The sequence below is a fragment of the Gemmatimonas sp. genome (assembly GCF_021298855.1).
Taxonomy (GTDB): domain Bacteria; phylum Gemmatimonadota; class Gemmatimonadetes; order Gemmatimonadales; family Gemmatimonadaceae; genus Gemmatimonas.
Map to the genome: position 1 here is coordinate 33,650 of NZ_JAJTHI010000001.1, position 24,066 is coordinate 57,715.

At 68.1% G+C, this 24,066-nt stretch carries 21 protein-coding genes and 1 other RNA gene; 16 read left to right on the forward strand and 6 right to left on the reverse strand.

The features are described from left to right. Nucleotides 1-20: 20 nt before the first annotated feature. Entirely contained in the window at nucleotides 21-1,430 is a 1,410-nt protein-coding gene (locus tag LW840_RS00135; RefSeq protein WP_291260882.1) for a GWxTD domain-containing protein, read from the reverse strand. Nucleotides 1,431-1,511: 81 nt separating this feature from the next. Here LW840_RS00135 and LW840_RS00140 point away from each other — a divergent pair, with 81 nt between their 5' ends. Genes LW840_RS00140 through LW840_RS00150 form a run of 3 tightly spaced genes read left to right on the forward strand, consistent with a single transcriptional unit; the run spans nucleotide 1,512 to nucleotide 4,808 of the window. Further along, nucleotides 1,512-2,459, forward strand: coding sequence for a serine/threonine-protein kinase (locus tag LW840_RS00140; protein WP_291260883.1), 948 nt, complete (start codon nucleotides 1,512-1,514; stop codon nucleotides 2,457-2,459). Then, entirely contained in the window at nucleotides 2,456-3,055 is a 600-nt protein-coding gene (pyrE, locus tag LW840_RS00145; protein WP_291276206.1) for an orotate phosphoribosyltransferase, read from the forward strand. The genes LW840_RS00140 and pyrE overlap by 4 nt, the downstream gene beginning before the upstream one ends. Before the next feature lie 55 nt (nucleotides 3,056-3,110). Then, a complete protein-coding gene (locus LW840_RS00150) occupies nucleotides 3,111-4,808 on the forward strand; it encodes a methyl-accepting chemotaxis protein (RefSeq protein WP_291260885.1) in 1,698 nt (565 codons plus the stop codon). Here LW840_RS00150 and LW840_RS00155 read toward each other — a convergent pair. After that, nucleotides 4,781-5,725: a helix-turn-helix domain-containing protein gene (locus LW840_RS00155; RefSeq protein WP_291276207.1), complete on the reverse strand. Its 945-nt coding sequence runs from the start codon at nucleotides 5,723-5,725 to the stop codon at nucleotides 4,781-4,783. The genes LW840_RS00150 and LW840_RS00155 overlap by 28 nt on opposite strands. Nucleotides 5,726-5,953: 228 nt before the next feature. Here LW840_RS00155 and rnpB point away from each other — a divergent pair. Continuing rightward, nucleotides 5,954-6,383, forward strand: an RNA gene (gene rnpB, locus LW840_RS00160) — RNase P RNA component class A. A 28-nt stretch (nucleotides 6,384-6,411) separates the two neighbouring features. Then, complete coding sequence (locus LW840_RS00165; RefSeq protein WP_291276208.1) at nucleotides 6,412-7,311, forward strand: hypothetical protein; 900 nt, start codon at nucleotides 6,412-6,414, stop codon at nucleotides 7,309-7,311. A 167-nt stretch (nucleotides 7,312-7,478) separates the two neighbouring features. On the opposite strand, the gene dnaN is transcribed toward LW840_RS00165, so the two are convergent. Together dnaN and dnaA are read right to left on the reverse strand one after the other, a co-directional pair. After that, the gene (dnaN, locus tag LW840_RS00170) at nucleotides 7,479-8,591 is read right to left on the reverse strand and encodes a DNA polymerase III subunit beta (protein WP_291260888.1); all 1,113 of its coding nucleotides are present in this window, start codon (nucleotides 8,589-8,591) and stop codon (nucleotides 7,479-7,481) included. 233 nt (nucleotides 8,592-8,824) lie between these two features. Continuing rightward, a complete protein-coding gene (dnaA, locus tag LW840_RS00175) occupies nucleotides 8,825-10,243 on the reverse strand; it encodes a chromosomal replication initiator protein DnaA (RefSeq protein WP_291266151.1) in 1,419 nt (472 codons plus the stop codon). Between the two features lie 329 nt (nucleotides 10,244-10,572). On the opposite strand from dnaA, the gene rpmH reads away from it, so the two are divergent. The 5 genes from rpmH (at nucleotide 10,573) to mnmE (ending at nucleotide 14,443) form a co-directional block, all read left to right on the forward strand. Continuing rightward, a complete protein-coding gene (gene rpmH / locus LW840_RS00180; protein WP_291260890.1) occupies nucleotides 10,573-10,737 on the forward strand; it encodes a 50S ribosomal protein L34 in 165 nt (54 codons plus the stop codon). Beyond that, nucleotides 10,727-11,095 carry a ribonuclease P protein component gene (gene rnpA / locus LW840_RS00185; protein WP_291260911.1) on the forward strand — a complete coding sequence of 123 codons (369 nt, stop codon included), beginning with the start codon at nucleotides 10,727-10,729 and terminating at the stop codon, nucleotides 11,093-11,095. The genes rpmH and rnpA overlap by 11 nt, the downstream gene beginning before the upstream one ends. 7 nt (nucleotides 11,096-11,102) lie before the next feature. Then, a complete protein-coding gene (gene yidD, locus LW840_RS00190; RefSeq protein WP_291260891.1) occupies nucleotides 11,103-11,315 on the forward strand; it encodes a membrane protein insertion efficiency factor YidD in 213 nt (70 codons plus the stop codon). Nucleotides 11,316-11,399: 84 nt separating this feature from the next. After that, nucleotides 11,400-13,064 carry a membrane protein insertase YidC gene (gene yidC / locus LW840_RS00195; protein WP_291276209.1) on the forward strand — a complete coding sequence of 555 codons (1,665 nt, stop codon included), beginning with the start codon at nucleotides 11,400-11,402 and terminating at the stop codon, nucleotides 13,062-13,064. Then, nucleotides 13,061-14,443 (forward strand): tRNA uridine-5-carboxymethylaminomethyl(34) synthesis GTPase MnmE, encoded by a 1,383-nt coding sequence (gene mnmE, locus LW840_RS00200; RefSeq protein ID WP_291276210.1) that lies wholly within the window; start codon nucleotides 13,061-13,063, stop codon nucleotides 14,441-14,443. Before yidC ends, mnmE begins: the two co-directional genes overlap by 4 nt. Nucleotides 14,444-14,662: 219 nt before the next feature. Here the strand turns inward: mnmE and LW840_RS00205 are convergent, their stop codons facing one another. Beyond that, nucleotides 14,663-15,619, reverse strand: a complete 957-nt coding sequence (locus LW840_RS00205; RefSeq protein ID WP_291260894.1) for a hypothetical protein — start codon at nucleotides 15,617-15,619, stop codon at nucleotides 14,663-14,665. Nucleotides 15,620-15,887: 268 nt separating this feature from the next. Here LW840_RS00205 and LW840_RS00210 point away from each other — a divergent pair, with 268 nt between their 5' ends. Then, nucleotides 15,888-16,541, forward strand: coding sequence for a DUF2225 domain-containing protein (locus tag LW840_RS00210; protein WP_291268729.1), 654 nt, complete (start codon nucleotides 15,888-15,890; stop codon nucleotides 16,539-16,541). A gap of 275 nt (nucleotides 16,542-16,816) precedes the next feature. On the opposite strand, the gene upp is transcribed toward LW840_RS00210, so the two are convergent. Further along, the gene (upp, locus tag LW840_RS00215) at nucleotides 16,817-17,473 is read right to left on the reverse strand and encodes a uracil phosphoribosyltransferase (RefSeq protein ID WP_291260896.1); all 657 of its coding nucleotides are present in this window, start codon (nucleotides 17,471-17,473) and stop codon (nucleotides 16,817-16,819) included. Between the two features lie 101 nt (nucleotides 17,474-17,574). Between upp and LW840_RS00220 the strand changes: the two genes are divergently transcribed. From LW840_RS00220 to LW840_RS00240, 5 genes are all read left to right on the forward strand, one after another. Further along, complete coding sequence (locus LW840_RS00220; RefSeq protein WP_291266155.1) at nucleotides 17,575-18,189, forward strand: TIGR00730 family Rossman fold protein; 615 nt, start codon at nucleotides 17,575-17,577, stop codon at nucleotides 18,187-18,189. A gap of 100 nt (nucleotides 18,190-18,289) precedes the next feature. Next, nucleotides 18,290-20,827, forward strand: a complete 2,538-nt coding sequence (locus LW840_RS00225) for an ATP-binding protein (RefSeq protein ID WP_291276211.1) — start codon at nucleotides 18,290-18,292, stop codon at nucleotides 20,825-20,827. Next, nucleotides 20,824-21,573 (forward strand): response regulator, encoded by a 750-nt coding sequence (locus tag LW840_RS00230; protein ID WP_291266157.1) that lies wholly within the window; start codon nucleotides 20,824-20,826, stop codon nucleotides 21,571-21,573. Before LW840_RS00225 ends, LW840_RS00230 begins: the two co-directional genes overlap by 4 nt. A 369-nt stretch (nucleotides 21,574-21,942) precedes the next feature. Continuing rightward, on the forward strand, nucleotides 21,943-23,493 hold the full coding sequence (locus tag LW840_RS00235; protein WP_291276212.1) for a sigma-54 dependent transcriptional regulator: 1,551 nt from the start codon (nucleotides 21,943-21,945) through the stop codon (nucleotides 23,491-23,493). A 238-nt stretch (nucleotides 23,494-23,731) separates the two neighbouring features. Next, complete coding sequence (locus LW840_RS00240) at nucleotides 23,732-24,055, forward strand: metalloregulator ArsR/SmtB family transcription factor (protein ID WP_291276213.1); 324 nt, start codon at nucleotides 23,732-23,734, stop codon at nucleotides 24,053-24,055. Nucleotides 24,056-24,066: the final 11 nt, after the last annotated feature.

The following is a 24,066-nucleotide window of genomic DNA, read 5'->3' on the forward strand; positions in this document are numbered from 1 at the left end:
CCCGGCCGGCGGGGGCGCGCTCAGCGCGCGCCGAGCTTGCGGCGAATGGCGAGGTCGAGGTCGCCGCGGCTCTGTGGCGAGAGGCGCCAGCGGCCAAAACCGGTCTGGTCGATGAAGAAGAGCTGGATGCGCAGCTCGCGGTATTCCCAGATCTGCTGGCGGACGCGCTCATTCGGATTGAGCAACCCGGTGTCGATGATGTTGTCCGGATCGCCCAGCGCCACGAAGGCGGTGCCGCGATCCGACTGCCAGCCGGCTCCGACGTCGTCGCGAAACCGGAGGTTGGCGGTGCGGATACGGGCAAAGTAATCACGCAACCCCTCGTGTTCAGCGGTGCCCGGCACCGGATCGGTGGCCTTGAGAAACGTCGTCCAGGCCGTGGCCCGGTCGGCGAGATCGGCATCCCGCAACGCCCTGAGCTGATCGGGGGTGGTGAACCAGCGCAGGTACGCGAGCATCTCGTCGAAGGTGCCTATGGGCACATCTTCGCCGAGGGTAACCAGGACGCGCGTACGCGCCGTATCGGTGCGGCCGGCGGCCGTGACCTGAATGGTGTTGATGCCGATGGCCAGGCGGTTCACCGGCAACCCGATGGTGGTGCTGCGCCCCGCCCCGCGCTGCGGCAGTTCCACGACGGTGTCGAGTCCCACGATCTCGGCGTCACCCACGGCACGCACCCGCACACTGCCCGGTGGTGTACTGCCGACCGCGTCGATGTAGAGCGCCAGCAGCGAGTCGATACCGTACACCAGCGTGGAGCGCGGACGCGCCAGCACACGCGGTAGCGAGTCGACCGTCTGACGGGGAATGGCCTCGTACACGGGAATGGCGGTGGTCAGGCCGTCCGGCGCCAACGCGGGCACCTGCAGCGAGACCTCCTCGCTGGAGCTCCGGATGCTCGACTCGTCCTTGACGCTGACCGTCATCGTGTAGCGTCCCGGCGCCAGACGCAGGAACTGCTGCCAGATGATGCTTTCGTCGGTACGAGACGTTTCGCGGAAGGTGGGCACGCGCACCTGTTCGGTGGCTTCGATGGTGCGCACGACCGTGGCACCCTGTCGCAGCTGCACGCGGGCCACATAGGCGGCGGCGTACCGGTCACCCTCGCGCGCAAAGCCCAGCGAACGTGAGGGGAGCGACAGCGCCAGCAGCGTGAGCGTACTGTCCGGCGACGGGGCGCGGAGGAACGACACGGAGGCGGTAAAGGGTATCGTCCCGGCCCCGGCAACCAACCCCATGGCGCGGTACAGCCGGGTCATCTCCGCCGGGGCACCGGGGATGGGAACACCTGGCGCGCCCGGCGCGCCCGGCGGCACGGCCGAGGCTGCTCCGGTAGGACGCGGCTTCGCACACCCCGTGAGCGCGAGGAGAACGGCGACGGCACCGGCGATCGTCCCCGCGGCGGGACGTGGAAGCAGCTTGCGTAACATGTGTGGCTGATGGGACGAAGGGTGCGGCACGTTCCTGAGCCTTGTCTTGCTGCGACTGCTGGACGGCGTTACGTTCGCCCCGTGGCTATCGAGACGCTAGTCGGGACGACATTGGCCGGGTACACGGTACGCGGAAAAGTTGGTGAGGGTGGGACGGCAACCGTCTTCCGCGCCGATCATCCGACGCATGGTACCGTTGCCCTGAAGGTGCTGCGGGAGAAGTTGCAGCACGACAAGACCGCCGTGGCGCGTTTTCTCCGTGAGGCGCAGTTCGGTGCTCGGGTAGAACACGCGAACATCGTGCGTACCCTAGACTACGGGCAGTCGGACAGCGATCGCTACTATCTCGCCATCGAATGGGCGGGGGGGGAGATCCTCGACAAGTACGCCGAAAAGAGCGGTCCGCTTCCCTGCAAGGAAGTCGCCGCGATCATGGCGCAGATCTGTGGTGCTGTTCAGGCCGCCCACGACGTGGGTATCGTGCACCGCGACCTGAAGCCGGAAAACATCATGTACGACCCGGCCACCCGGCAGATCAAGCTGCTCGACTTCGGCATTGCCGCCGATACCGAGGCAGCCCCCGATCAGCGCCTCACCCGCGCCGGCTTCTTCGTGGGCACGCTCATGTACGTGGCCCCTGAGGCGCTGTCCGGAGAGCTGGTGGGACCAGCTGCCGACCAGTATTCGCTGGCCACCATTGCGTACTACCTGCTGTCGGGGTGCCTGCCCTACACCGGCAAGTCGCCGCGCGAGCTGTTCTCGCAGCTGCTCACGCAGCCGCCCGTGTCGCTCAACAAGGCCAAGCCGTCGCTCACCTTTCCCGCGGCGGTCGAGGCCGTGGTCATGAAGGCGCTTTCCAAGGCTCCGGCGGAGCGGTACCCGTCGGTCATGGCCTTCTGCGAGGCGTTCAGCGACGCCGCGAACTCCACGGCCAGCAGCTCCGGCGCGGCGGCCGCCGCAGCCACCACCGACGCCGGCAAGGACAAGGGTGGGCTGTTCGGGAAAATGAAGGGACTGTTCGGCCGTTGACCACGTCGGACACGTCGCTCGCCCGGTATTCCGAACGGCTCGTCGCCCTGCTGGCCGAACGATCGGCCAAGCGGGGCGATTTCGTACTCGCCTCGGGGCGCCGCTCGTCGCTGTACGTGGACTGCCGCCTGACGGCCATGCATCCGGAGGGACAGCTGCTCATTGGGCGCGTCGGCCTGGCGACGCTGCGCCACAGCGGCTGGCCCGTCGATTCGGTGGGGGGGTTGACCCTGGGGGCCGATCCCATCGCGTATGCCATCGCCCATGCCAGCGCCCTGGCGGCCGAAGGGGGTGACGGGGAAATGGTTCGGGCCTTTACCGTGCGCAAGGAAGCCAAGCAGCATGGCACCGGCAAACTCATCGAGGGCCCGTTTCAGTCTGGCGACCACGTGGTCGTGGTGGAGGATGTGATCACCACCGGGGGCTCGGCGCTCAAGGCCGTCGAAGCCGTGCGCGCGGCTGGCGGCGCGGTGGTCGGGGTGCTGGCGCTGGTTGACCGCCAGGAAGGCGGGCGCGAGGCCATCGAAGCGACGGCCGGGGTGCCGGTGATCAGCCTGGTCACGGCCGAGCAGCTGGCGCCGCTGATCAGAGGGTAGCACTCCGCGTCTTCCGGGCGAGACGGAATCCCCCCTCGCGCGTCTTTCGGGTGTCATGACCGCCTCTGCCCTGTCCCGGTCCACCCCGCTCGCCTCGCACCGCATTCCCACGCCGTTCGCCGGCACGCGCGCCCTCGCCTTGCCGGCGAACGTGCTGTTCGAGGAAGAGCGCGCCAAGGACCTGGCCACCTTCCGCCAGGCGGGCAAGCGGCGCCTGTGGAGCACGGTGGTCATTGCCGTGGTGCTGGTGGCGGCCATGCAGGTGGGGCTGGCGCGTGTGCCCTTGGCAACCGTGGCCGCCATGTTCGCCACCGCCCTCGCGCTCAATGGCGCGCTGTCGGCGCTCGGGCGCTCGCCGGCGCTTTACCGCCGGTGGCTCAAGTATGTCTTTGCCGTTTTCGACGCCGCGCTGATCAGCAGTGTGGTGTTCCTGTTCGGCGCCCCCGTGCTCGTGCTGGCGTACGTGCTGGCCATCGTGCCGTACTCCTTCGATCGGGGGCCGGCGCTGGGGTACGTCACCACCGCCGCATCCGTGATCGGCTTTCTCGCGGCGAGCCTTGCCCACAACGCGGCCATCCCGCAGAACGCCACTCCGGTGCCGCAGATCCTGCTCGCCGCCGGATTGCTCGTGGTCATGGCGCAGCAGGTCATTCAGATGCCGTCGCGGCTCATTGCGCGGTTGCGCCGAACGCGCGAGCGCATGGCGCAGGTGGAGCGCGGGGATCTCGCGGTGCGCGCCGATGCCCGGCACGCCGACGAGCTGGGCTTTCTCGAGCGCAGCTTCAACGGCATGCTCGACGAGTTGCAGCTCCTCATTGAAACCGTGCAACGGGAAGCCGATGAACTCGCGGCCGTGGCCACGCAGGTGTACAGCGCGGCCAGTACGCTGCAGCGGCGCGCCGGTGAGGTGGCGGGCGGAGCGCACGCCCTGCGCGAGGAATTGGAAACGCAGCAGGCGCGCGCCGCCAACGGCGTGCGTACGGGTCATGAGGCGCGCCGCACCGCCGACGCCGCGCGCCGCACGGCAGATGTCACGGCCGCCGACGCGCACGTAGTGGATGACGTGGTCGCGGCCAGCCGCGAGGCCATCGAGCGGGCGGCGCAGGCGCTGGTGCGGGTGGGCCGTGACGTCACGGCCACGGCGGCCACGGTGCGGGCCCTGCAGCCGGCCTCCGAACAGGTGGGCCGGTTCGTGGATACGGTCTCCCGCATTGCGCGGCAGACCAACATGCTCGCCCTGAACGCCGCCATCGAAGCCTCGCGCGCAGGTGAGGACGGGTTGGGGTTCGCGGTCGTCGCCGACGAAATTCGCGCGTTGAGCGTGGAGAGTGCCCAAGCCGCGAAACGCGTGGCCGCCACCGTGCAGCGCGTGCGCGACGAGATCGACACGGCCGTGCAGGCCATGGATACCACCGCCCACGAAGTCCAGGGAGCCGGCACCATTGCGCGTGATGCCACGCGGGCGCTGTCGAGCATGGTGGACGGCATCACCCGCATCACGAAGCAGAGCGACGAAGTCGCCGCCCTGGCGCAGACCCAGGCCACGCTGTCGGCCTCGGCGGCCACGGCTTTCGATGCACTCGACCTGTCGGCGCAGCGGGCCTCCAGCGGCGCGCGCGCCGCGGCCGATGGTTCCGACGCGCAGCGGGCCAGCATCGAGGAGCTCTCGCGCAGTGCCCAGCAGCTCACACAGGCCGCGGCCCGGCTCCGGGTGCTGGCGCTGCGTCACACGGCGGAGTCGCCGCTGGTGTGATGGTGCGCGGTGGCGCTGGTCGCGGCGGCCGTGTGCGGCTCGGGCGGGCGCGACAACCACGCCGGCGGTGACGCAAAGGGATCGAACTCGCGCAGCTGGGCGAGATACGGCAGCACCAGCTGTTCCCGCATCATCTCCAGCATGCTCTCACCGGTGTGCCGACGACGAAACTCGGCGGCACCAATGTGCAGGGTCCCCGAGAGATGACGGGAGAAGCTCTGTGGCGAGGAGTACTCCATGAGGTACGCCGCCTGAGTGATGCTGCACCCCGGGTTTTCGAGGAGGTGGGCCGCGCGTACCATGCGGGCCGACGCGAGGTAGCGCTTGGGTGTGGGAATGCCGTGGCGAACGAACCGGCTCATGAGCGTGGTGGGAAGGACGCCCATGTGCCGAGCCAGCTGTTGCACCGTGGTGAGGCTGCGCGGCACGGTGAAGAGCGTGTCGAAGAAGCGTACGCTGGCCGACACGGCCCCCTGCAGATCGCGCCGGAGCACCGAGATGGCGCGGGTGTCGATGTCCTGCACGTATTCGGTGGTGACCAACGTCCGCAGGGTGCGCCATCCGGCCGGATCGCGCGCATCGACGAGGGTGCGCACCCCATGTTGGCCGAGCGAGAGGAGGGCGGCCGAGCTGCGGGCTTCGTTGCCGGTGAGCAGGGCCACGGCGGGCACACGCGGAAACTCCCGCACCAGGCGCGCCATGGAGGGCGCGTACTGCTGCTGATAGCGCGACACCGACACGATGACCGCGGACACGGAATGTGTTCGCAGGTCGTGCAGCACCTGATCGAGGGTGTCGCGGTGCATCGCCACACAGCTCCCGTTCGTGAGAGCGTCGACGCGTTGTTGTTCCGATGGCGTGACGAAGGTGACGACGGCGGATGCGCCGCGTTGGCGGGCCGGATTGCTCGTGGACATGACCACTCTCGAACGATGGGGGGCGGGATCGCGCCGCGCGCGCTCATGTGCGCAGGCGGTCGGTGAGCGGGGATGGCCAGCACGGTAGCCGCGCGCGTCATTCGGGTGTCACCGTCACGCGTGATGGTGGGCGCCTACCGCGTGAAATTGATGACGCCGTGACACGATCCGGCGAGGCACGGGGCGGCGATTGCGCGCGCGAAACCGCTATATTGCGCAGGAACGGATATCGTCGGCCGGACGGTCGCGAAATCGGGGAACGGGCCTTCATGGTCACGCCACGATTCCGAGGAAAGTCCGGGCTCCACAGAGCAGGTCGCCAGGTAACGCCTGGGCACGCATGGCGCGAGCGGTGCGTGACGGACAGTGCAACAGAAAGCAAACCGCCGTCTTCGCAAGAAGGCGGTAAGGGTGAAAGGGTGGGGTAAGAGCCCACCGCGCGGCTGGCAACAGTCGTGGCACGGCAAACCCCGGCCGGAGCAAGGCCAAATAGGCGGTGAGAGGCGGCTCGCCTCGACCCCGTCGACCTGCCTTCGGGCAGACTCGGCGAACCGCGGGTAGGCTGCTGGAGCGTGCCGGTGACGGCACGCCGAGAGGAATGACCGTCCGGTGCACCTCGGTGTACCGACAGAACCCGGCTTACAGGCCGGCGGTATCCGTTCAACTCCTGTTTCGGGTTTTGGGTCTTGGGTTCTGCGCTCATCGGAACGGCGCGCCGCGCGATGGCGTCGGCGCTGTTGCTCACCGCCTGCGGTGGGGGCGGCGGGCGTGTATCCACCGCGGCAACCCCGGTTTCCGGCGCAGCCGCGCCAGCGCTCCCGGCAGCGGTGCCGGCCCCGCTGCGCGTAGCGCTTCCGGCGCGGCTCGTCAGCACCACCTGGCGCGTGCAATCCTCCGCGCGGGTCACCGTTACCGGTGACGGCGGGGAGCAGCGCATTGACAGCGATGCCGTCGTTTCCTGGTCGGCGGAGCGGCAGCCGCACGGCGCTCTGCGGGCCAGTGGCCAGGTGGATTCCTTCACGGTGCGCACCGAGCTGGACAGCCGTCGCCCGGCCACGGCTCCGGCTCCGGTGCTACCGGGGCTCATCCTGCTGGACGCGACGCTCGACAGTGGCGCGGTACGGGTCTCCACGCGTCCCCCATTGGCCAATGAGTGCGATCGTCCGGAAGCGAGCGCCGCGGCAGTGGCACGCGATCTTCTCGTGCGGGTCCCGAACGGTGTTGCCCTTGGAGATCGGTGGCGAGACAGCGTGGTGACGCTTACCTGTCGCAGTGGTGTCCCCATAGTAGTGCATACAACAGTACTCTCCCAGCTGGAAGAGCTGACCGACGAGGTGCTCGTGGTACGCCGAGACCTTGCCGCGCGGTATCAGGGGAAGGGGGGCACGGCCTTCAGGACGCTCGAACTGACGGGCACCGGGGTCGGAGCCCAGCGCGCCCGCGTTCATGCGCTGCGGGGCACCCTGGAGCGCCTGGAGGGCACGATGACACTGACCTTGCAGGCCACCGAGCGACTGCCGGGCAGCGCCCCGCGCAGCCAGCAGATCGTGCAACGCACGGAGTTCTCGGCGGTGCGGGCGCGCTGAGCATTGCGGAGCGGCCGGCCGGTGGGCCGGCCGTTCATGACAGGCGAGGGGGCAGGGGGAAGGTGGTCAGGAGGATGGGGGAAGTTCTTGCCCCTGCTCCCTGAATGCCTTCCGCCTGCCCCCTCCCTTGTCACCCCACGCGCGCCCCCGGCGCGCCCACCATCCAATCAGTCCATCAACCGCAGCGGCATCACCAGGCACAGGTACTTGGCCGGATCGTCCCAGCCTTCGGGCTCGATCGTGGCCGCGCGCTCGGGGGCCTTGAACGTCAGACGCACCTGTTCGGTGGGCATGAAGCGCAGGATCTCGAGCAGGTACGTGGCGTTGAAGCCGATATCGAGCTGATCGCCCGTGTAGTTGACCGGGAGCTCGTCGCTGGCTTCGCCAAGATCGGGCGTGGTCACGCTGAACTTCAGCATGCCGGTGTTGAAGGACATCTTGATGCGGTGCGTCTGATCGCTGGCAATGACGCTCATGCGCTTGAGTGCCTGCGTGAGCGCGGCCTTGTCGGCGAGGGCGTAGCGATCGTTGTCCTTCGGGATGACCTGCTCGTAGTTGGGATACGGGCCTTCCACCAGCCGCGTGAACACGGACGTGAACGGCGAGCGGAAGCCCAGGTGATTGTCGCCGCGCGCGATCTCGAGCTCTTCTTCGGCGGGGAAGAGGCGACGGATCTGTTCGAGCGCCTTGGGCGGCACGATGAGATCGCCCGGCGGCGCACTGCTGGCTTCGACGGGCAGCTCCATCTTGGCGAGCCGATGGCCATTGGTGGCCACCATGCGCATGCGCTCCTCACGCAGCTCCCAGAGCACGCCGTTCAGAATGGGGCGGGACTCCTCGGTGCTCACGGCGAAGGCCGTGTGGGCGATGAGCTTCTGCAGCTCCCCCGACTTGACCCGCCACGAGTCGTTGAAGCGCACGCTGGGGAACGTCGGGAACTCGTCGCGCGGCAATCCGAGCAGCTTGAATTTGGATCGGCCGCACTCGAGGGTTACCCGCTGCTCGCCGCTGGTCGCGATCTTCACCGGCGACGGGGGGAGCTCGCGGGCAATCTCGCTGAGCTTCTTGGCGGGAATGGTGATGGCGCCGGGCGTTTCGACATCGGCACTGACTTCCGTGCTGACGGCGATGTCGAGATCGGTCGCCGAGAACCGAATGCCGCGATCGGTGGTCTCGACGAGCAAATTGGCCAATACCGGCAAGGTGGTCTTGGCCGGTACGGCAGCGGTCACGGCCTGAAGGCCTTCCTGCAGCTTCTCACGCGAGATCGTGAACTTCATGCCCGGAATTGTGGAAGGACTGCGGGTACCTGCTGTTTAAAAACAGACTTAGATAGAAAAACAGCAGTAGCAGCAGGGGGTGTGGGCTTGTTTACAAACGCTGCAACCTACGCGTTTTCAGTCACTTCCGCCATACCACCTCATGTGGACATCCTGTGGGGTGCCGGAGGTACTCCCCGGCGGCACACAGTGGGGGGGTGGGCCAATGTGGGGGCGTGTGGAGCGGCGGGGATTCAGGAGCCCAGCTGACCGGTTGTCCGCAGGGTTTCCAACATGGTGCGCACCTTCAGCACACGCTCGGCAAACCCGGTCTCCGCGCCCATATCCTCGGCGACGCGTTCCAGGGAGTGGATGACCGTGGAGTGATCGCGACCCCCGAAGGCGTTGCCGATCTCCACCAGCTGCAAGGCCAGCAGCTCCCGGCACAGATACATGGCAATCTGCCGCGGCACGGTGAGCTGCTTGGTGCGTGTCTTGGAGCGCAGGCCATCCGGCGTTACGCCCCACTCGCGGGCCACGACCTGCTGAATGGTGGCGACGGTGATGGTGGTGGGCGGAACGTCGGGGAAGTCGGAGTGCGTGGCGCCGCGCAGCTTGTCGCGCAGCGCCTCCCGCGCCAGGTCCACGGAGATGTCGCGGTGCTTGAGCGACGCGTAGGCGAGCAGCTTGATGATGGAACCCTCGAGCTCGCGGACGGACGACTTCACATGCTGCGCGATGAACTCGATGACCTCATCGGGGATGGTGAGCTCGAGGTGATCGAGGCTCGCCTTCTTCTTGAGGATGGCGATGCGATGTTCGAAGTCGGGCGAGTCGACGTTGGCGACCATCCCCCACTCGAAACGCGACACGAGGCGCGACTCGAGGCCGGGGATCTCCTTCGGGGGCCGATCGGAGGTCAGCACGATTTGTCGTCCGGCCTCGTAGATGGCATTGAAGGTGTGGAAGAACTCCTCCTGGGTGCTCTCCTTGCCCTTCAGGAACTGCACGTCGTCCACCAGCAGCAGGTCGATTTCGCGGAAGCGGCGGCGGAAGTCGCCCATCTGGCCGGTCTGGATGGCGCCGATGAATTCGTTGGTGAACTGCTCGGTGCCGACGTAGGCGATGCGCAGGGAGGGGGTCCGCCGCCGCTGTTCGTGGGCGATGCCCTGCATGAGGTGGGTCTTGCCGAGCCCGGTCTCGCCGTAGATGAAGAGGGGGTTGTAGACCTTGCCGGGCGCCTGGGCGGCGGCCTGGGCGGCGGCAGCGGCGACATCGTTCGACTTGCCGATGACGAACTGGTCGAAGGTGTACCGCGGATTGAGTGGCGTAGACATGCGCGATTGCTGCGCCACTGGTGGCGCGACAATCGGGGCCGGAGGAGGCGCCACGAACATGTCCATCTGGACCCGCCCCACCCGCTCCTCGTGCACCTTGAAGCGGATTTTGATGGGGTGGCCGAGCGCGACGGGGGCGAACGTCGCGAGCAGGTCGGCGTGCTTCGAGTCGTTCCAGTCGGCGGAGAACTGGTCCGGGGCGCCAATGACGAGCGTGTCGCCTTCGACGGCAATGGCGTCGGTGGGCTCGAGCCAGGTGCGGTACGTCTGCTCCGGAAGCACCTGCCGCGCCCGTTGGCGCAGGCGATCCCAGGTTTCGGCAGGCGATAGCGACATGGGCGACTCGAGCGGTGGCGAACGGAAGCGACGCGGGCGGCGAAGGTACCCCGTTTATTGTGGATAAGTCAATTGGCACAACGGGCGTGAGTTGGCCGGCGCGGGCGCGCCAATACGTGTTGGCAAGCAAGTCTCCCGGTGGATGCTCAACTCGTTGTCCCGAGCCAGTTTAGAAGGGAAATTCCGGCGCGCACGCCCCTTGACCCTCACCACCGGCCCGGGTACATTCTGAGGCTCGACGGGATGGCGCGAGGCGCCTGTCCGGTCCACCATACTGACGTTGCGCCGGCATTCCGGCTCGTTTTCCCTCGTTCTTCGTAGAGTTCGCCATGGGCAAGCCCACTTATCGTCCGCGCAACACGCGTCGCATCCGTAAGCACGGCTTCCGTGCGCGCATGGAGACGAAGTGGGGGCGCGCCGTCCTCGCTCGTCGCCGCAAGAAGGGGCGCAAGCAGCTCACCGTCCAGCTCCCGTCCAAGTACGCTGGCGCCTGAGTCACAGGCGTTCCCGCGTCCGCTTCGGCTGACGCGCGGCACCGACCTCGAACGAGTTCGTCACGAAGGGAAGCGAGTGCGCACCGCGTCACTGGACGTGCGCGCCACCGCTTCCCTTCACGCGTTCTCGCGCGTCGGGTTCGTCGTGCCCAAGTACAAGCACTCCGGGGTGGCGCGGAACCTGGTGAAACGCCGCCTCCGGGAGCTCGTACGGCGGCACATGCTCCACCTCCTCCAGCAGCACCCCCCACTCGATGTGGTCGTGCGCGTCTTCCCCTCGGCCTACGACCGTGACCTTGCCACCCTCGGCGGAGAGTTGGAGCAGGCCATCCGCCAGCTGCTCAAGCGGGTCGGGTAAACCGGGCGTGGTACGGCAGCTCTTCATCCTGCTCGTGCGCGGCTACCAGGTCGCCCTCTCGCCCATCTTCGGTGGGGCGTGCCGCTATTATCCTTCCTGTTCCGCCTACGCCATCGAAGCGCTGGAAAAACATGGCGCGTGGCGCGGGGGGTGGATGGCGTTGCGCCGCATTGGCCGCTGCCATCCGTTCCGGCCGGGCGGATTCGACCCGGTGCCCTGACGCGATCGCTTGCCGCACTCTCCCCCCGGGATTCGCCGTCGGGCCAACCGGACAGGGTCACTCCAGCGTTACTCTCAATTTCCCATGGAACCACGTCGTATCGTTCTGGCTGTCGTGCTCATGGCGGCCGTGCTGCTCGTCACGCCGTACCTCTTCCCCACGCCCACGCCGGTCCCGGGCGCCCGGAAGGCCACGGCGGATTCGGCGCAGACCGTGTCCGACAGCAGCGCGCCGAGCGTGAGTGGTGCCGTGGCCGGCGACGCGATGGGCGCGCCGGCGGTGCCGGCCGAACCGGCGGTCGTGCTGCCGGTCGATACCGCCGTGGTGAACACTGCCGTGGCCGACTACCGCACCACGAGCAAGGGCGCTGCGCTCATCGGCGCCTCGCTGACGCAGTTTCAGGCACTGTCGAACGGGGGACGCACCCGCAGCGGTACCGTGGAACTCGCGCTCCCCAACGAGCGCATGCTGGGGTATCGCCTCGTCGTGCCCGGCGACACGATCGACCTCACCACGCAGACGTTCCGTTCCACGCAGTCGGCAGACGGCAACAGCACCGTCATCACGTACGACGCGGATCTGGCGGGACGGCTGGTGTCGATCCGTTACTCCTTCCTTCCCGACAGCTATCGCGTCAACGTCGCGGCGGCGGTGGCGGGGGTGCCAGAAAACAGCTACCTGCTGGTGGACCTCCCCACGGGGTTCCGCAGCTCCGAGTCGGACACCACCGAAGACCATTCACATCTGGCGTACGCGTACAAGCCGGAGCTCGCGGGCGCCGAGGGGATCGCCTTCCGTTCCGTCGACCCGGGTGAGCGCGAAATCGAGGCCGGTCCCATTTCCTGGGGCGTCGCGAAGAACAAGTATTTCATCGTGGGCGTGCTCGCCCCCAAGGGGGGCACCCCGTTCGCCGAGATCAACGTGACCGGTGGGCCCCGCATCAACGATGAGGCGGTACGCGGGCAGGCCACACTGGTCACCCCGCTCAAGGCCGGCAACGCGGCCTTCGAAGTGTATGTGGGCCCGCAGGAGTTCAAGCGGCTGGTGGCGCTGGGGCGCGAATTCGAAACGTCCAACCCCTACGGCGGCTGGATCCAGGGGATCGTGCAGCCCTTCGCCACCATCGTCATTCGCCTCCTCCTGTGGATGAAGAGCACGCTCGGGCTGTCGTACGGCTGGATTCTCGTGATCTTCGGCGTGGCCATCCGCATCATTCTCTGGCCGCTCAACCAGAAGGCCATGCGCAGCAGCATGCAGATGCAGCGCATCCAGCCCGAACTGCAGGCCATCCAGACCCGCTACAAGAACGAGCCGCAGAAGCTGCAGCAGGCCATGATGGAGCTGTACAAGGAACATGGCATGAGCCCCTTCAGCTCCCTTTCGGGGTGCCTGCCCATGCTCATCCCGCTGCCGGTGTTCTTTGCGCTCTTCTTCGTGTTCCAGAACACCATCGAGTTCCGCGGTGTGCCGTTCCTCTGGTTCCCGGACATCTCGGTGAAGGACCCGTACTACATCATTCCCGTGCTCGTGGCGGCCACCACCATGCTCATGTCCTGGATCGGCATGCGCGGCACGAAGTCGAATGAGCAGCAGAAGATGATGATGTACCTCATGCCGGGGATCATGCTGGTGTTCTTCTTCAGCATGGCGTCGGGACTCAACCTGTACTACTTCATCCAGAACCTCGCGTCGCTGCCGCAGCAGTGGCTCATTGCGCAGGAGCGTTCCAAGCCGCTGGTGAAGGGATGACGCTGCTGCCCGGCGACGACGACACGATCGTCGCGCTGGCGACCGCCTCCGGGCGTGGCGCGGTGGCCATGGTTCGTCTTTCGGGAGCGCGCGCCATCGACATTGCGCGCGCTCTCGGCGCATTCGGCGGGGTCACGGGCGGCGCCGTCGACCCCCGCCGCGCGCAGCTGGTGAAGTTGGCCGACCCGGACACCGGGGCACCGCTGGAGCAGGCGCTCGTGACCGCCTTTCCCGCCCCGCACTCGTTCACCGGCGAGGATGTGGTGGAAATCGGGACGCACGGCGGGGCGGTCTCGCCGGCCGTCGTGATGGGCGCCTGCATCCGTCACGGCGCGCGCGCGGCCCGGCCCGGGGAGTTCTCCCGTCGCGCGGTGCTGCGGGGCCGCATGGACCTGCTGCAGGCGGAGGCCGTGGCCGACCTGATCGAGGCGCGCACGCAGGCCATGCAGCGACAGGCGCTCGCCCAGCTCGACGGCGGGCTCTCGCGCCGCCTGCAGGCATTGCGCAACGAGGTGATTCACCTCGAGGCGCTGCTGGCCTACGACATCGATTTCCCCGAGGAAGATGACGGCCCCATCGCGCCGGAACGGGTGGCGGCGGCGGCGCGGGCCCTCGGCGAGGCCCTGGAGGCGCTGCTGCGCACCGCGCCACGCGGCGCGATGGTGCGCGACGGCGCCCTCGTGGTCATCGCGGGGCCGCCCAACGCCGGCAAATCGAGCCTGTTCAATGCGCTGCTCGGCGAGTCGCGCGCAATCGTGACGGCGGTGCCGGGCACGACGCGTGACGCGATCGAGGCGCTGCTGGACCGGGGAAGCGGGCACCTGCCGCTCCGCCTGGTGGATACCGCAGGGCTGCGCGACACCGAGGACGAGGTGGAACGGCTGGGGATCGAGGTGAGCGGACGCTATCTCGCCCAGGCCCAGGTGGTGCTGGCGTGCGGGGCCAGCATGGAAGATCTCGTGCATACGCAGCAGGTCGTGCGTGAGCGCACGACCGCCGTGGTGGTGCCGGTGCTCACCAAGAGCGACCTGCGCACGGCCATCGACGGGACGGGTGACGGCGACGCGGTGCCGGTCAGCGCGGAAGCGGGCGACGGACTTGCCGCGCTCTTGCCGCGCATCGATATGGCCGCACAGGCACACACACCGGGGGACACCGACGCCGTCATCATTACCCGGGAGCGCCATCGTGCGGGGCTCACGGTCGCGCACCACGAAGTGGCGGCCTTTCAGGCGGCGTGGAACCATGGTGCGCTCCCCGCGCCCGTGGCGGCGGTGCATCTGCTCGCGGCGCGCGAGGCGCTCGCGGAGCTCATCGGGACGGTGGACACGGAAGACGTGCTGGACCGGGTCTTCCGCGACTTCTGTATCGGGAAGTGATCTCGAGAACTGAGGTCTGAGATCTCAGGTGGAGAGTTGCGAGGCTGAGGCGGAGACTTGAGCTCGGATCGCGGTGAGCACGAGGGTTCTAGCAGTGAGAAGTTGAGCGTCGTTCATCGACTCTCACCGCTAGCCAGCTCAACTCGCATTGCGATCCGGGCTCAACTCTGAGCCGTTTCAGCCTCTCAACTCTCCGACTCAACTCTGAGCGCTCAGCGCTCAGCTGACCACCGTAAGGCGCGGCCGCTCGGTGATCGGTTCGGCCGCGGCCGCGATTTCGTGCGCGCTCGCGCGCACCGACCAGGCAAAGCCGCGCCCCTGAATGGCGGCGTCCACCATGCGGGCGCCGAGGAAGTAGCCGGCGCGTTCGGGGAGCACGGTGCGCTCGAGGGTGCGGGCCTCGTCGCTCATGCCACCGGACAGGTAGCGCAACCGCAATCCCAAGGCCGCACGCTCGAAGTCGAGCGTGGCGGCACGGGTGAGCACCGGCTCCACTTCGCGCACGCGCGCGTACTGCCGCCGGCCGAAGCCGAAGTACTCCCACGCCGCATGTCCCGGGCTGACCGCGCGGGACACCTGCACCGCGAGTCCCTCGTTCACGAGCAGTTCGCGCAGGGAGGCCTGCCGTCCCGTTTCCCAGTATGAGTAGTAGCCACCGGCGTCGCGCACGAGGTCACGCATGCTGCTGCGGCTCGTGGGGGAGGTGTAGCGGATCACGTGCGTGATTTCGTGCGCCAGCCAGAGCGGAATGAGCTCGGGATCGAGGCCCAGCCCCTGCGTATCGGGGTTGGCAATGCCGGTGAAGTGCTCGAGGCAGACGAACGCGATGCCGCGGCCGTTCACCACCAGCTCGCCGGCGTTGGCCGCCCCCACGCCCACCATGAGCACGATGTCATACGGCACGTCGACGTCGAGCAGCATGCGCACCTTGTCTTCGGTGTGCCGCGCCAGCGTCACGAGATCGGCCGTGGCGAGCAGCGCGTGCAGGTCGCTGCGGTCGGCGGCGACGGTGTTGCGCACGACCTCCTCGAAGTGGGGACCAGACGGCTCGAGGACGTAATTGTCCCAATAGGCGGTCAGCAGTTCGCGGTGTCGCTCGAAGTACTCGAGGTAGGCCGCGAAACGGTCTTCGGCTTCAAGAACCGCGAGAAAATCAGGAACGAGATTGATCAACATCAACGACCCGGGGTCGGGAAGCCGGCGCGATCGTGACCGTGTGTCGACGCGCGGGGACGAACCCCGGCGCGAGACACCTATCGCTCGCCGAACGAGACGCGGAGGTGGGAAGCGTCCACGCACGCCATGGAAGGCGGGAAGTTAGCCCGCCCCCAATGTCACAACAAGAGACCATCGACATGGAATGTGGAGAACCGGCGTCGCCTGGTTCAACTCGGTGACGGTTCATGCCGAGACTCTGCGACATCCCCGGGCTTCCGATGTCACCATGACCACGCTCCACCTTATCGAACTGACCTGCCCCGTCTGCGCCGTGGCCTTCCGTTCGCAGACCGTCGTGGCCACCAATGGGTTGGGCGGCAAACGCACCGACTTTCACGAGCGCGCGGCCGGGATGCAGCCGCTGCCGTACTTCGTGCATCTCTGCACCCACTGCGGCTACGCCGGTGTGGCGCGCGACTTCAAGGACGACGTGGTGCCGAGCACCCTGCTCAAGGAGCGGGTGTCGAGGGAGCTGACACCGGCGCTGCGCGCGTCGTTGCCCTCGGGGTCGCTCAAGTACGAGCATGCGGCCAAGGTGGCGGCGTGGCAAGGAAATGAGCCGCGCTATCTGGCAGACCTCTACCTGCGTGCGGCCTGGTGCTGCGTGGACGAGGGGGACACGGAAGCGGAGCGGTACTTCCGTCGCCATGCGGCGTGGGCCTTTGCCGACGCCCTGGCGATGTTCGACGGCATGCCCCCCAACGAGCGCGCGGTGATCACCTATCTGGTGGGGGAACTGTGGCGCCGCGTCGGGGACGACGCCCAGGCGGAGCAGTGGTTCAACCGGGTGGCGCACGAAGTGACGGAACCGACGGCACAGGGGTGGGTGCTGCAGGTGGCCGAACAGCAGAAGCGGCAGCCGCGGGAGTGGTTCACGTAGCGGCGGATCTGGTGCGGTGCGGGATGGGTGGTGGAACCGCTGAAAGTGGAACCACAGACGGCAGACGGCAGGAACCACAGCGCGCAGACGGCAGGGGTTCGGAGAAACCAAACGGGCGCCACTGCTTCGCAGGGCGCCCGATTTCCTATGCCGGTGGACATCGGGAGCCGCGCGCCGCGCTGGCTCCCGCATTGTTCTACCACATGCCTGCTGTCTGCGCGCTGTCGTTCCTGCCGTCTGCGCGCTGCCGTCGACCCCGACCGCCGTCCGGCCGCCTACCGCGTCCCGAACAGCCGGTCCCCGGCGTCGCCCAGCCCCGGCAGGATGTAGCCGAACTCGTTGAGCTCCCGGTCGAGCGATGCGGTGAGGACGGGCACGTCGGGGTGCGCCGCCGCCAGGCGGTGCACGCCCTCCGGAGCGGCCACGAGACACAGGAAGCGAATGCGCGTGGCGCCGGCGCGCTTGAGCGAGGACACGGCGGCGGCGGCACTGCCTCCCGTGGCCAGCATGGGGTCGAGCAGCAGGAAATCACGCTCCGACACGTCGCCCGGCACCTTGAAGTAGTAGTCCACCGGCTCGAGCGTATCGTGGTCCCGGTAGAGCCCGATGTGCCCAACGCGGGCGGAGGGGATGAGGCGCAGGATCCCCTCCACCATGCCCAGTCCGGCGCGCAGAATGGGCACCAGCGTGAGCTTCTTGCCGCGTACCGTCCAGCCGCTGGTGGGTTCGAGTGGCGTGTCCACGGTGGTGGGCTCCAGCAGAAGATCCCGGGTCGCCTCGTACGCCATGAGCATGGCGATCTCGTCCACCAGCTCCTTGAACTGCTTGGTGGAGGTCGCGCGATCGCGCAGCAGCGTGATCTTGTGGCGCACCAGCGGGTGGTCGACGATGCGGAGCGTCGGGAAGTCGATGCCGTTTTGGGAATGAGCCATATCCGATAATGACCGGAAACGACGCGAAGCGCGAGCGGCTGGCCGAGGGGGGCGCCGCGACGGCAGCGGTGCGGCGGCGTTGCACGCGCTACACTTCTGGCATGACGACTGCTGCCGCCACGCCCCACACGACGCTCCAGCGCGTCGCCGTCTACTGCGCCTCGAACGAGGGGGCCCACCCCGACTACGTGCACGCCGCCCGCGCCTTGGGAACACTGCTGGCCAACCGCGGGATCGCCGTGGTATACGGCGGCGGTCGGACCGGGCTCATGGGTGCCTTGGCCGATGCGGCCATGGCGGCGGGTGGCGAGGTCATCGGCGTCATGCCGCACGGTCTGGTCGAACGTGAAGTCGCGCACCGCGGCATCACCTCGCTGCAGGTGGTGGATTCGATGCATGAGCGCAAGGCACTGATTGCGGAGCTCGCCGATGCCTTCATCGCCATGCCCGGTGGTCTCGGCACCCTCGAGGAGCTGTTCGAAACGTGGACGTGGGCCACGCTGGGGGTGCACCGCAAGCCGCTGGGGCTGCTCGACACGCGCCAGTTCTGGGAGCCGTTGCTGTCGCTGGTCGCGCGTCTCGACCAGGAGGGCTTTCTGCGCGGGGCGCCCGCGGAGTGGCTCGTGCGCCACGACGATCCGGCCCACCTGCTCGATCGCCTGACCTCCTTTGACCCCCCCCACGTACGGCGCTGGTTGAGTATCCGCGATACATGAGGCCGCGCCGCCGCGCCGCGCCGCGCGACTGAGGCCACGCCGTGCGCAGCCCGCGGGCTGCACCTAGCGTTGCCATGGCCGAACGCCGAGAATCGAGGGCATGCACGCGTCTCGCTCCACGGAGTGGTTGCTGACGGGATCGCGCCTGGTGCCGCTTTCGCGCTGGCTGGCGTACACGGCGCTGCTGCTCGTGGTGCCGGGGCTGCTGGGATGGATCCTCGGCGTCCACTGGCTGGTGCATCCGCTCTCCACCTTCGCTCCCGCCCGCGTAGGCGGCGTGGCGCTCATCCCCGCCGCGGCTGGTGCCATGCTGGCCCTGCTCGCCGGCCGCCGGAAGATCGCGCGTGTGCTCGCGGTGTTGTGCGTGGTCCTCTCGGTGATCACGATCGCGCTCGTCATGCGTGGCGTGCCCACGCCGCTGGACGGGCTGGTGCTGCAGCGACAGCCCGATGGTGTCGACGTGGCGGTGGGGAGCATCCCCATTTCGATCGGCATTCTCTTTCTGCTGTACGCAGCGGGGATGCTGCTGCTCACCGGTGCCCGCCCCGGTGAACAGGCCGCACTGCTTGCCGGCGCCCTGGCGTCATCACAGGTGGCCTTGGCCGGCGTGCTGTTTCTGGCGCAGCTGGCCGGGTTGTTGATCGACACCGGCTTGGAACCGCTGGCGGGCTCGCTGCATGGGTTGCTGGCAGCGCTTGCGCTGGGTGTGGCGCTGCTGGAACGTCTCCCGCAACGCGAAAGCGGTGGCCACGCCCCGCCGCGCTGGCTGCCGGCGCTGGTGGGCGTGTCTTCGGCGTTGGTGGTACTCGTACTCTGGCAGGTGCTGGTTGCGCGCGAGCAGGCCCAGGTGCGCGACCGCAGCGCCATCACCGCCCAGGCGGTGGACCGGGGGCTGCAGCGCCAGTACCGCTCCATTGAGCGGACTCTCGCGAGCGCGGCCGCCTATCTGGGTGAACTGCGCACGGTGGACGACGCGATGTGGCACGCGGGGCTGCGGCGCATGGTGGAGGGCACCGAAGGATTGCGGCATATCCTGTGGGTGGACTCCGCCGGGACCGTGCTGCGCTCGACGTCGGCCGACACCCTGCCGTCGCGCGTGCTGGATGCCGTGCGCACCCACGTGCGATCGCAACAGTTGCGCGGGGAGACGCCTGTCCGGCGGTACAGCACCACACTCTCCCCCGGACCATGGCCGCTGGCCCTGTGGGTGCCCGTGCCCTCCGCCTTTCGCGGCACCACGGCGGTGGTGGGATTGCTCGACGACGTGGCGCTCGTGCGGCCATTCGTGAACGAGGTGGCGCGTGATGTGTGGGTGCGCGTACGCGCGGCCGATACAACGCTGTTCGAGGTGGGGCGCACCGCGACTGCCGGGCCGCGTTTCACGGCGCCGCTGCAGATCGGCGCGCGCGCCCTCGCGATCGACATTGTCGAGCCGGTGGACGCGCCGCACTCGCCCCTGCCGGAAGTGGTCCTGGCGCTCGGCCTCACGGTGTCGATGCTGCTCACGACCACCCTGTGGCTCCACCGGCGCATCTGGCTGCAGCGCTTCGAGGAGAGCCAGCGCTTTCGTACCGTGTTCGACACGGCCTTTCAGGTGCAGCTCCTGCTCGATGCCAATGGCATGGTGCTGGAGGCCAATCGGGCTGCGGGTGAGCTCGCGGCAATGCCGCCGGCGCAGCTGGCGGGGGTCCCGTTCTGGCACGCGCCCTGGTGGGATGGCGACGCCGATACGGCGGAGCGGGTGCAGGAACGCTTCGGGCGCGCCTGCGGTGGCGAGATCCAGCGCTTCGAGGTGGAGCTGACCGCGGGTCGCGAACGCGCCGTCACGATGGACTTTTCGCTCAAGCCGCTGAACGACAGCAACACGGGTGCTCACCGCGTGATTGCCGAAGGGCGCGACCTCACCATTCGCAAGCGCGCTGAGGAGTCGTTGCGCGAGATCAGTGCGCTCACGACCATGGGGCGGCTCGCCGCGCGCGTGGCGCACGAGATCAACAATCCCCTGGCCGGCATCCAGAACGCCTTTCTGCTTCTTCGCGGGTCGATTCCCGAGACCCACCCCCACTACCGGTTCGTGGGGGCGATCGAACGCGAGATCGCCCGCATTGCCGCGGTGACGCGGCAATTGTACGAGACCTACCGCCCTGATCAGTCCACCGCGACGCAATCCTCCGTCATTCTCGCGGTCAGCGACGCGGTGAGCTTTCTCGAACAGGTGAACCGCGGCCGGCCCGTGCACATCAAAATGGACGTGTCGCAGGCGCCATCACTCGTGCCGGTCCCCGATGCGCTGCTTCGGCAGACACTGTACAACCTGGTGCAGAATGCCGTGGAGGTGTCGCCCGCCCACGGCACCGTGACCGTCTGCGCGGTGCAGGAGGGGGAGAGCTGCGTCCTGCGCGTGGCCGACGAAGGGCCGGGTGTGCCGCCTGCCATCCGCGACCGCATCTTCGACCCCTTCTTCAGCACCAAGGATCGAACCGTGAAGACCGCTGGTATGGGAATCGGACTGGCACTCGTGCGTCAGTCCGTTCTGGCGGTCGGCGGCACCATCGCCGTGCACGATCGCGCGGGCGGCGGTACGGAATTCGAGGTGCGTTTGCCCATGACTCCCCTGGACACTGGAGCGCTGCGATGAGTCGTGGTCGCATTCTGATTGCCGACGATGAACCCACCTTTCTCACCTCGACGGCCGAATTGCTGCGGGGTGAGGGGTTTCACGTGGATACGGTGGAGGACGCCGAAGGGGCGCTGCAGGCGATCGCGGCGGCGCCCTACGACCTCCTCATCACGGATCTCGAGATGCCGGGCAATGCCGACCTTGACCTGGTGCAGCAGGTGGCCCACATGAGTGGCGGGCTGCCCATCATCATCATCACGGGGTTCCCCAGTGTGCGCTCGGCGGTGGCCTCGATCGAGCTGCCCGTGGCGGCCTATCTCGTGAAGCCGGTGCACTTCCCGGATCTGCTCAAGCGGGTCTCGGGCGCCGTCGCGCGCTTCCGCTCGTATCAGGCCATGCAGAGCGCCGAGACGCGGCTGCGCGCCTATCGGGAGCAGATCGAACCCGCAGAGTCGCGCGTGTCGTCTGCACTGCCGGTGCGGCCCATGAGCGAGCCTCGCGCCGGCGTGGACACGTTCCTGGCGCTCACCCTTCGCAACGTGATGGGGTCACTCACCGACCTGGAACAGCTCGGGCGGGCGCTTGCCGGCACATCCACCTCCGAGGCGCATCCCTGCCAACTCATCAACTGTCCGCGCGGTGCACAGCTGCAGGCGGCCGTGGAAGAGACGATCACCGTGCTGGAGGAAACCAAGGGGGCATTCAAGTCGAAGACGCTGGGGGACTTGCGGCAGCGTCTCGAACTGTTGCTGAAGCATGTGTGAGGCGTTCCGGCGCAGAACACCTCGCGGTGTCGTTATGCACACGCAATCCACATTGGGTGCGCCGCGTGATGTTCCACACGGAAACCCCTCTTGCGGGGCCGGTCCAGCTGCGCAACCTTCCTATTGCCGGACGTAACGGTGCACGCCGCAGTGTGCGGGTCGCCGTTGGTCGGGAAGTACAGGCACCACCCACATAGGGATCACTCGCTGATCCCACCTTGGCGGACGGGACTCGGGTCCCGGTCAGTCGAAGGCGCGCAGCCCCCGCTCTCCGAGCGCCGGCACCGCGCCTTTTCTGTTTTTCCCATGTGATTTGCCGCAGTCCCCTCACGATGCCCGACGCTTGTCAGCATCTCACCAGGTCCGCACATGAGCCACGTCGCTCTGTACCGCAACGAGATCGCCGCGTCACACGCTCTCGCCCGCGCCATCCCCGGCCCCTCGCGTCACGTCGGTGGCCGCGATCACGACACCTCGCCTGCCGCCGCCACCGCGGCCGCGGCTTCCCGGCGCATCCTGCGCATCCTCGTCGTCTCCCCGGACAGTGCGGCGCAGGATGCGCTGCGCACCGCGTTCGAAGGCGAGGGTACCGAAGTGTTGAGGGCGTCCGGTGCGCCCGGCGTAGTGGACATGGTCGCCCGCGCGCAGGTGGATCTGGTGGTCTGCGACCAGCAGCTGGCCGATAACGGCGGCTTCGCGCTGCTCGACGCCATGCACGACCGTCACCCCGAGGTGCTCACGGCGCTCCTCGCGGTGCCCGGGCTGTCCTCGGCACCGCAGCAGGCCTCCGAGCACGGGGCGAGTGACTACCTGGCGCGACCGGTCGATGCACACGAGGCCGTGGCCTTTCTCCGGCGGCTGGGCACAATGGCGCTGGTTCGCGAGGCGGCGGTACCGGTGCCGGGCGCGCCGCAGGCGGCGCCGATGTTCCGCGGCATGTATGGCACCACGCCGATCATGCGGGACGTTTTTCGCCTGATCTCGCGCGTGGGGCGCACCGACGTGACGGTGCTGGTGACGGGCGAGAGCGGGACGGGCAAGGAGCTCGTCGCGCGCGCGCTCCACGACGAAAGTGGCCGGCGCAACAAGCCCTTCGTAGCGCTCAACTGCTCGGCGCTGCCGTCGGAGCTCGTGGAGAGCGAGCTGTTCGGCCACACGCGCGGTGCCTTCACGGGAGCCGTGAAGGATCGCGGCGGCCTCTTCGAAGCCGCGCACGGAGGGACGCTCTTTCTCGACGAGATCGGCGACCTCGGCCCGCTCGCACAGGCGAAAGTGCTGCGCGCGCTGGAGAACGGCGAGGTGATGCGCGTGGGAGGCACCCGATCGACGCACGTGGACGTGCGCGTCGTGGCGGCCACGAACCGGCCGCTTGATGACATGGTGGTGGATGGGCGGTTCCGCGAAGACCTGCTGTACCGGCTCAAGGTGATCTCGCTGGCGCTCCCGCCACTGCGCGACCGCAAGGACGACATTCCCCTGCTCGCGAATCACTTCCTGCATGTCTTCGCGGCACGCCACCACCTGCCCGCCCGGGCCATCGGTGAGGATGCACGCGACCTCCTGATGTCGTACGACTGGCCGGGGAACGTACGCGAACTGCGCAACGTGATCGAAGGCGCGATCGTCATGTGCGACGGCGCGGAGATCGCCGTGTGCGACTTGCCGGCCAGTCTCGCCAACAGCATCCCCCGCCCGCTGATGCCCCTGACGCTGCTCGAGCAGTCGGCCGAGCTGCCGTTCGTGGAGGCGCGCGAGCGCGCGCTGCGCGAATTCGATCGCGCGTTCCTGACGGCCGCGCTGGCCCGCAACGGCGGCAACATCGCGCGCACGGCCCGGGCGCTCGGGTTGCACCGGCAGTCGTTGCAGAAGCTGCTGGCGCGCCGCGACCTGCGAAACGGGGAAGTACACCGCGAGCGCTAGGTGGTGCCGCGGGAGGCGCCATCTGCGCGCCCGCCCGCGTCCCACCACGTCATCACGCCGATCGGGCGGCATGGTCCTCTTCCGGCGGCGTCACCGCAGGCAGGGGAGGCCATCACGCGACACGCCGGTCCACGCCACCTTGCCCGTCGGCGGCACCGCGGGGATAGATTGCGCCACGGCCAACAGTGGCCGGCGGTACCGCCTTGAGGCGGCTAATGTGAATAACGCCGAGGATGTGATGGGTCGGCATGCACTGCTCGATGCAGTCATCCCTTTGGTGGCCGAACGTTTCAAGGCACTCGCGGAACCGGCCCGGTTGCAGCTGCTGCGCGCGCTCATGCAGCGGGAGCACACCGTGAACGAGCTGGTCCTGTCCACACGGCTCGGCCAGGCCAATGTGTCCAAGCACCTGCAGCTGCTGCACACGCTCGGGTTCGTGCGCCGGCGCAAGCGCGGGCTGTTCGTGCACTACGCGATAGCCGACCGCCAGGTGGCGAAGCTGTGCGCCCTGATGTGCGCCCGGGTCCGTGCCGAAACACCGCGCTCTCGGAACGGCGGGTAGCCGAAGGGCTG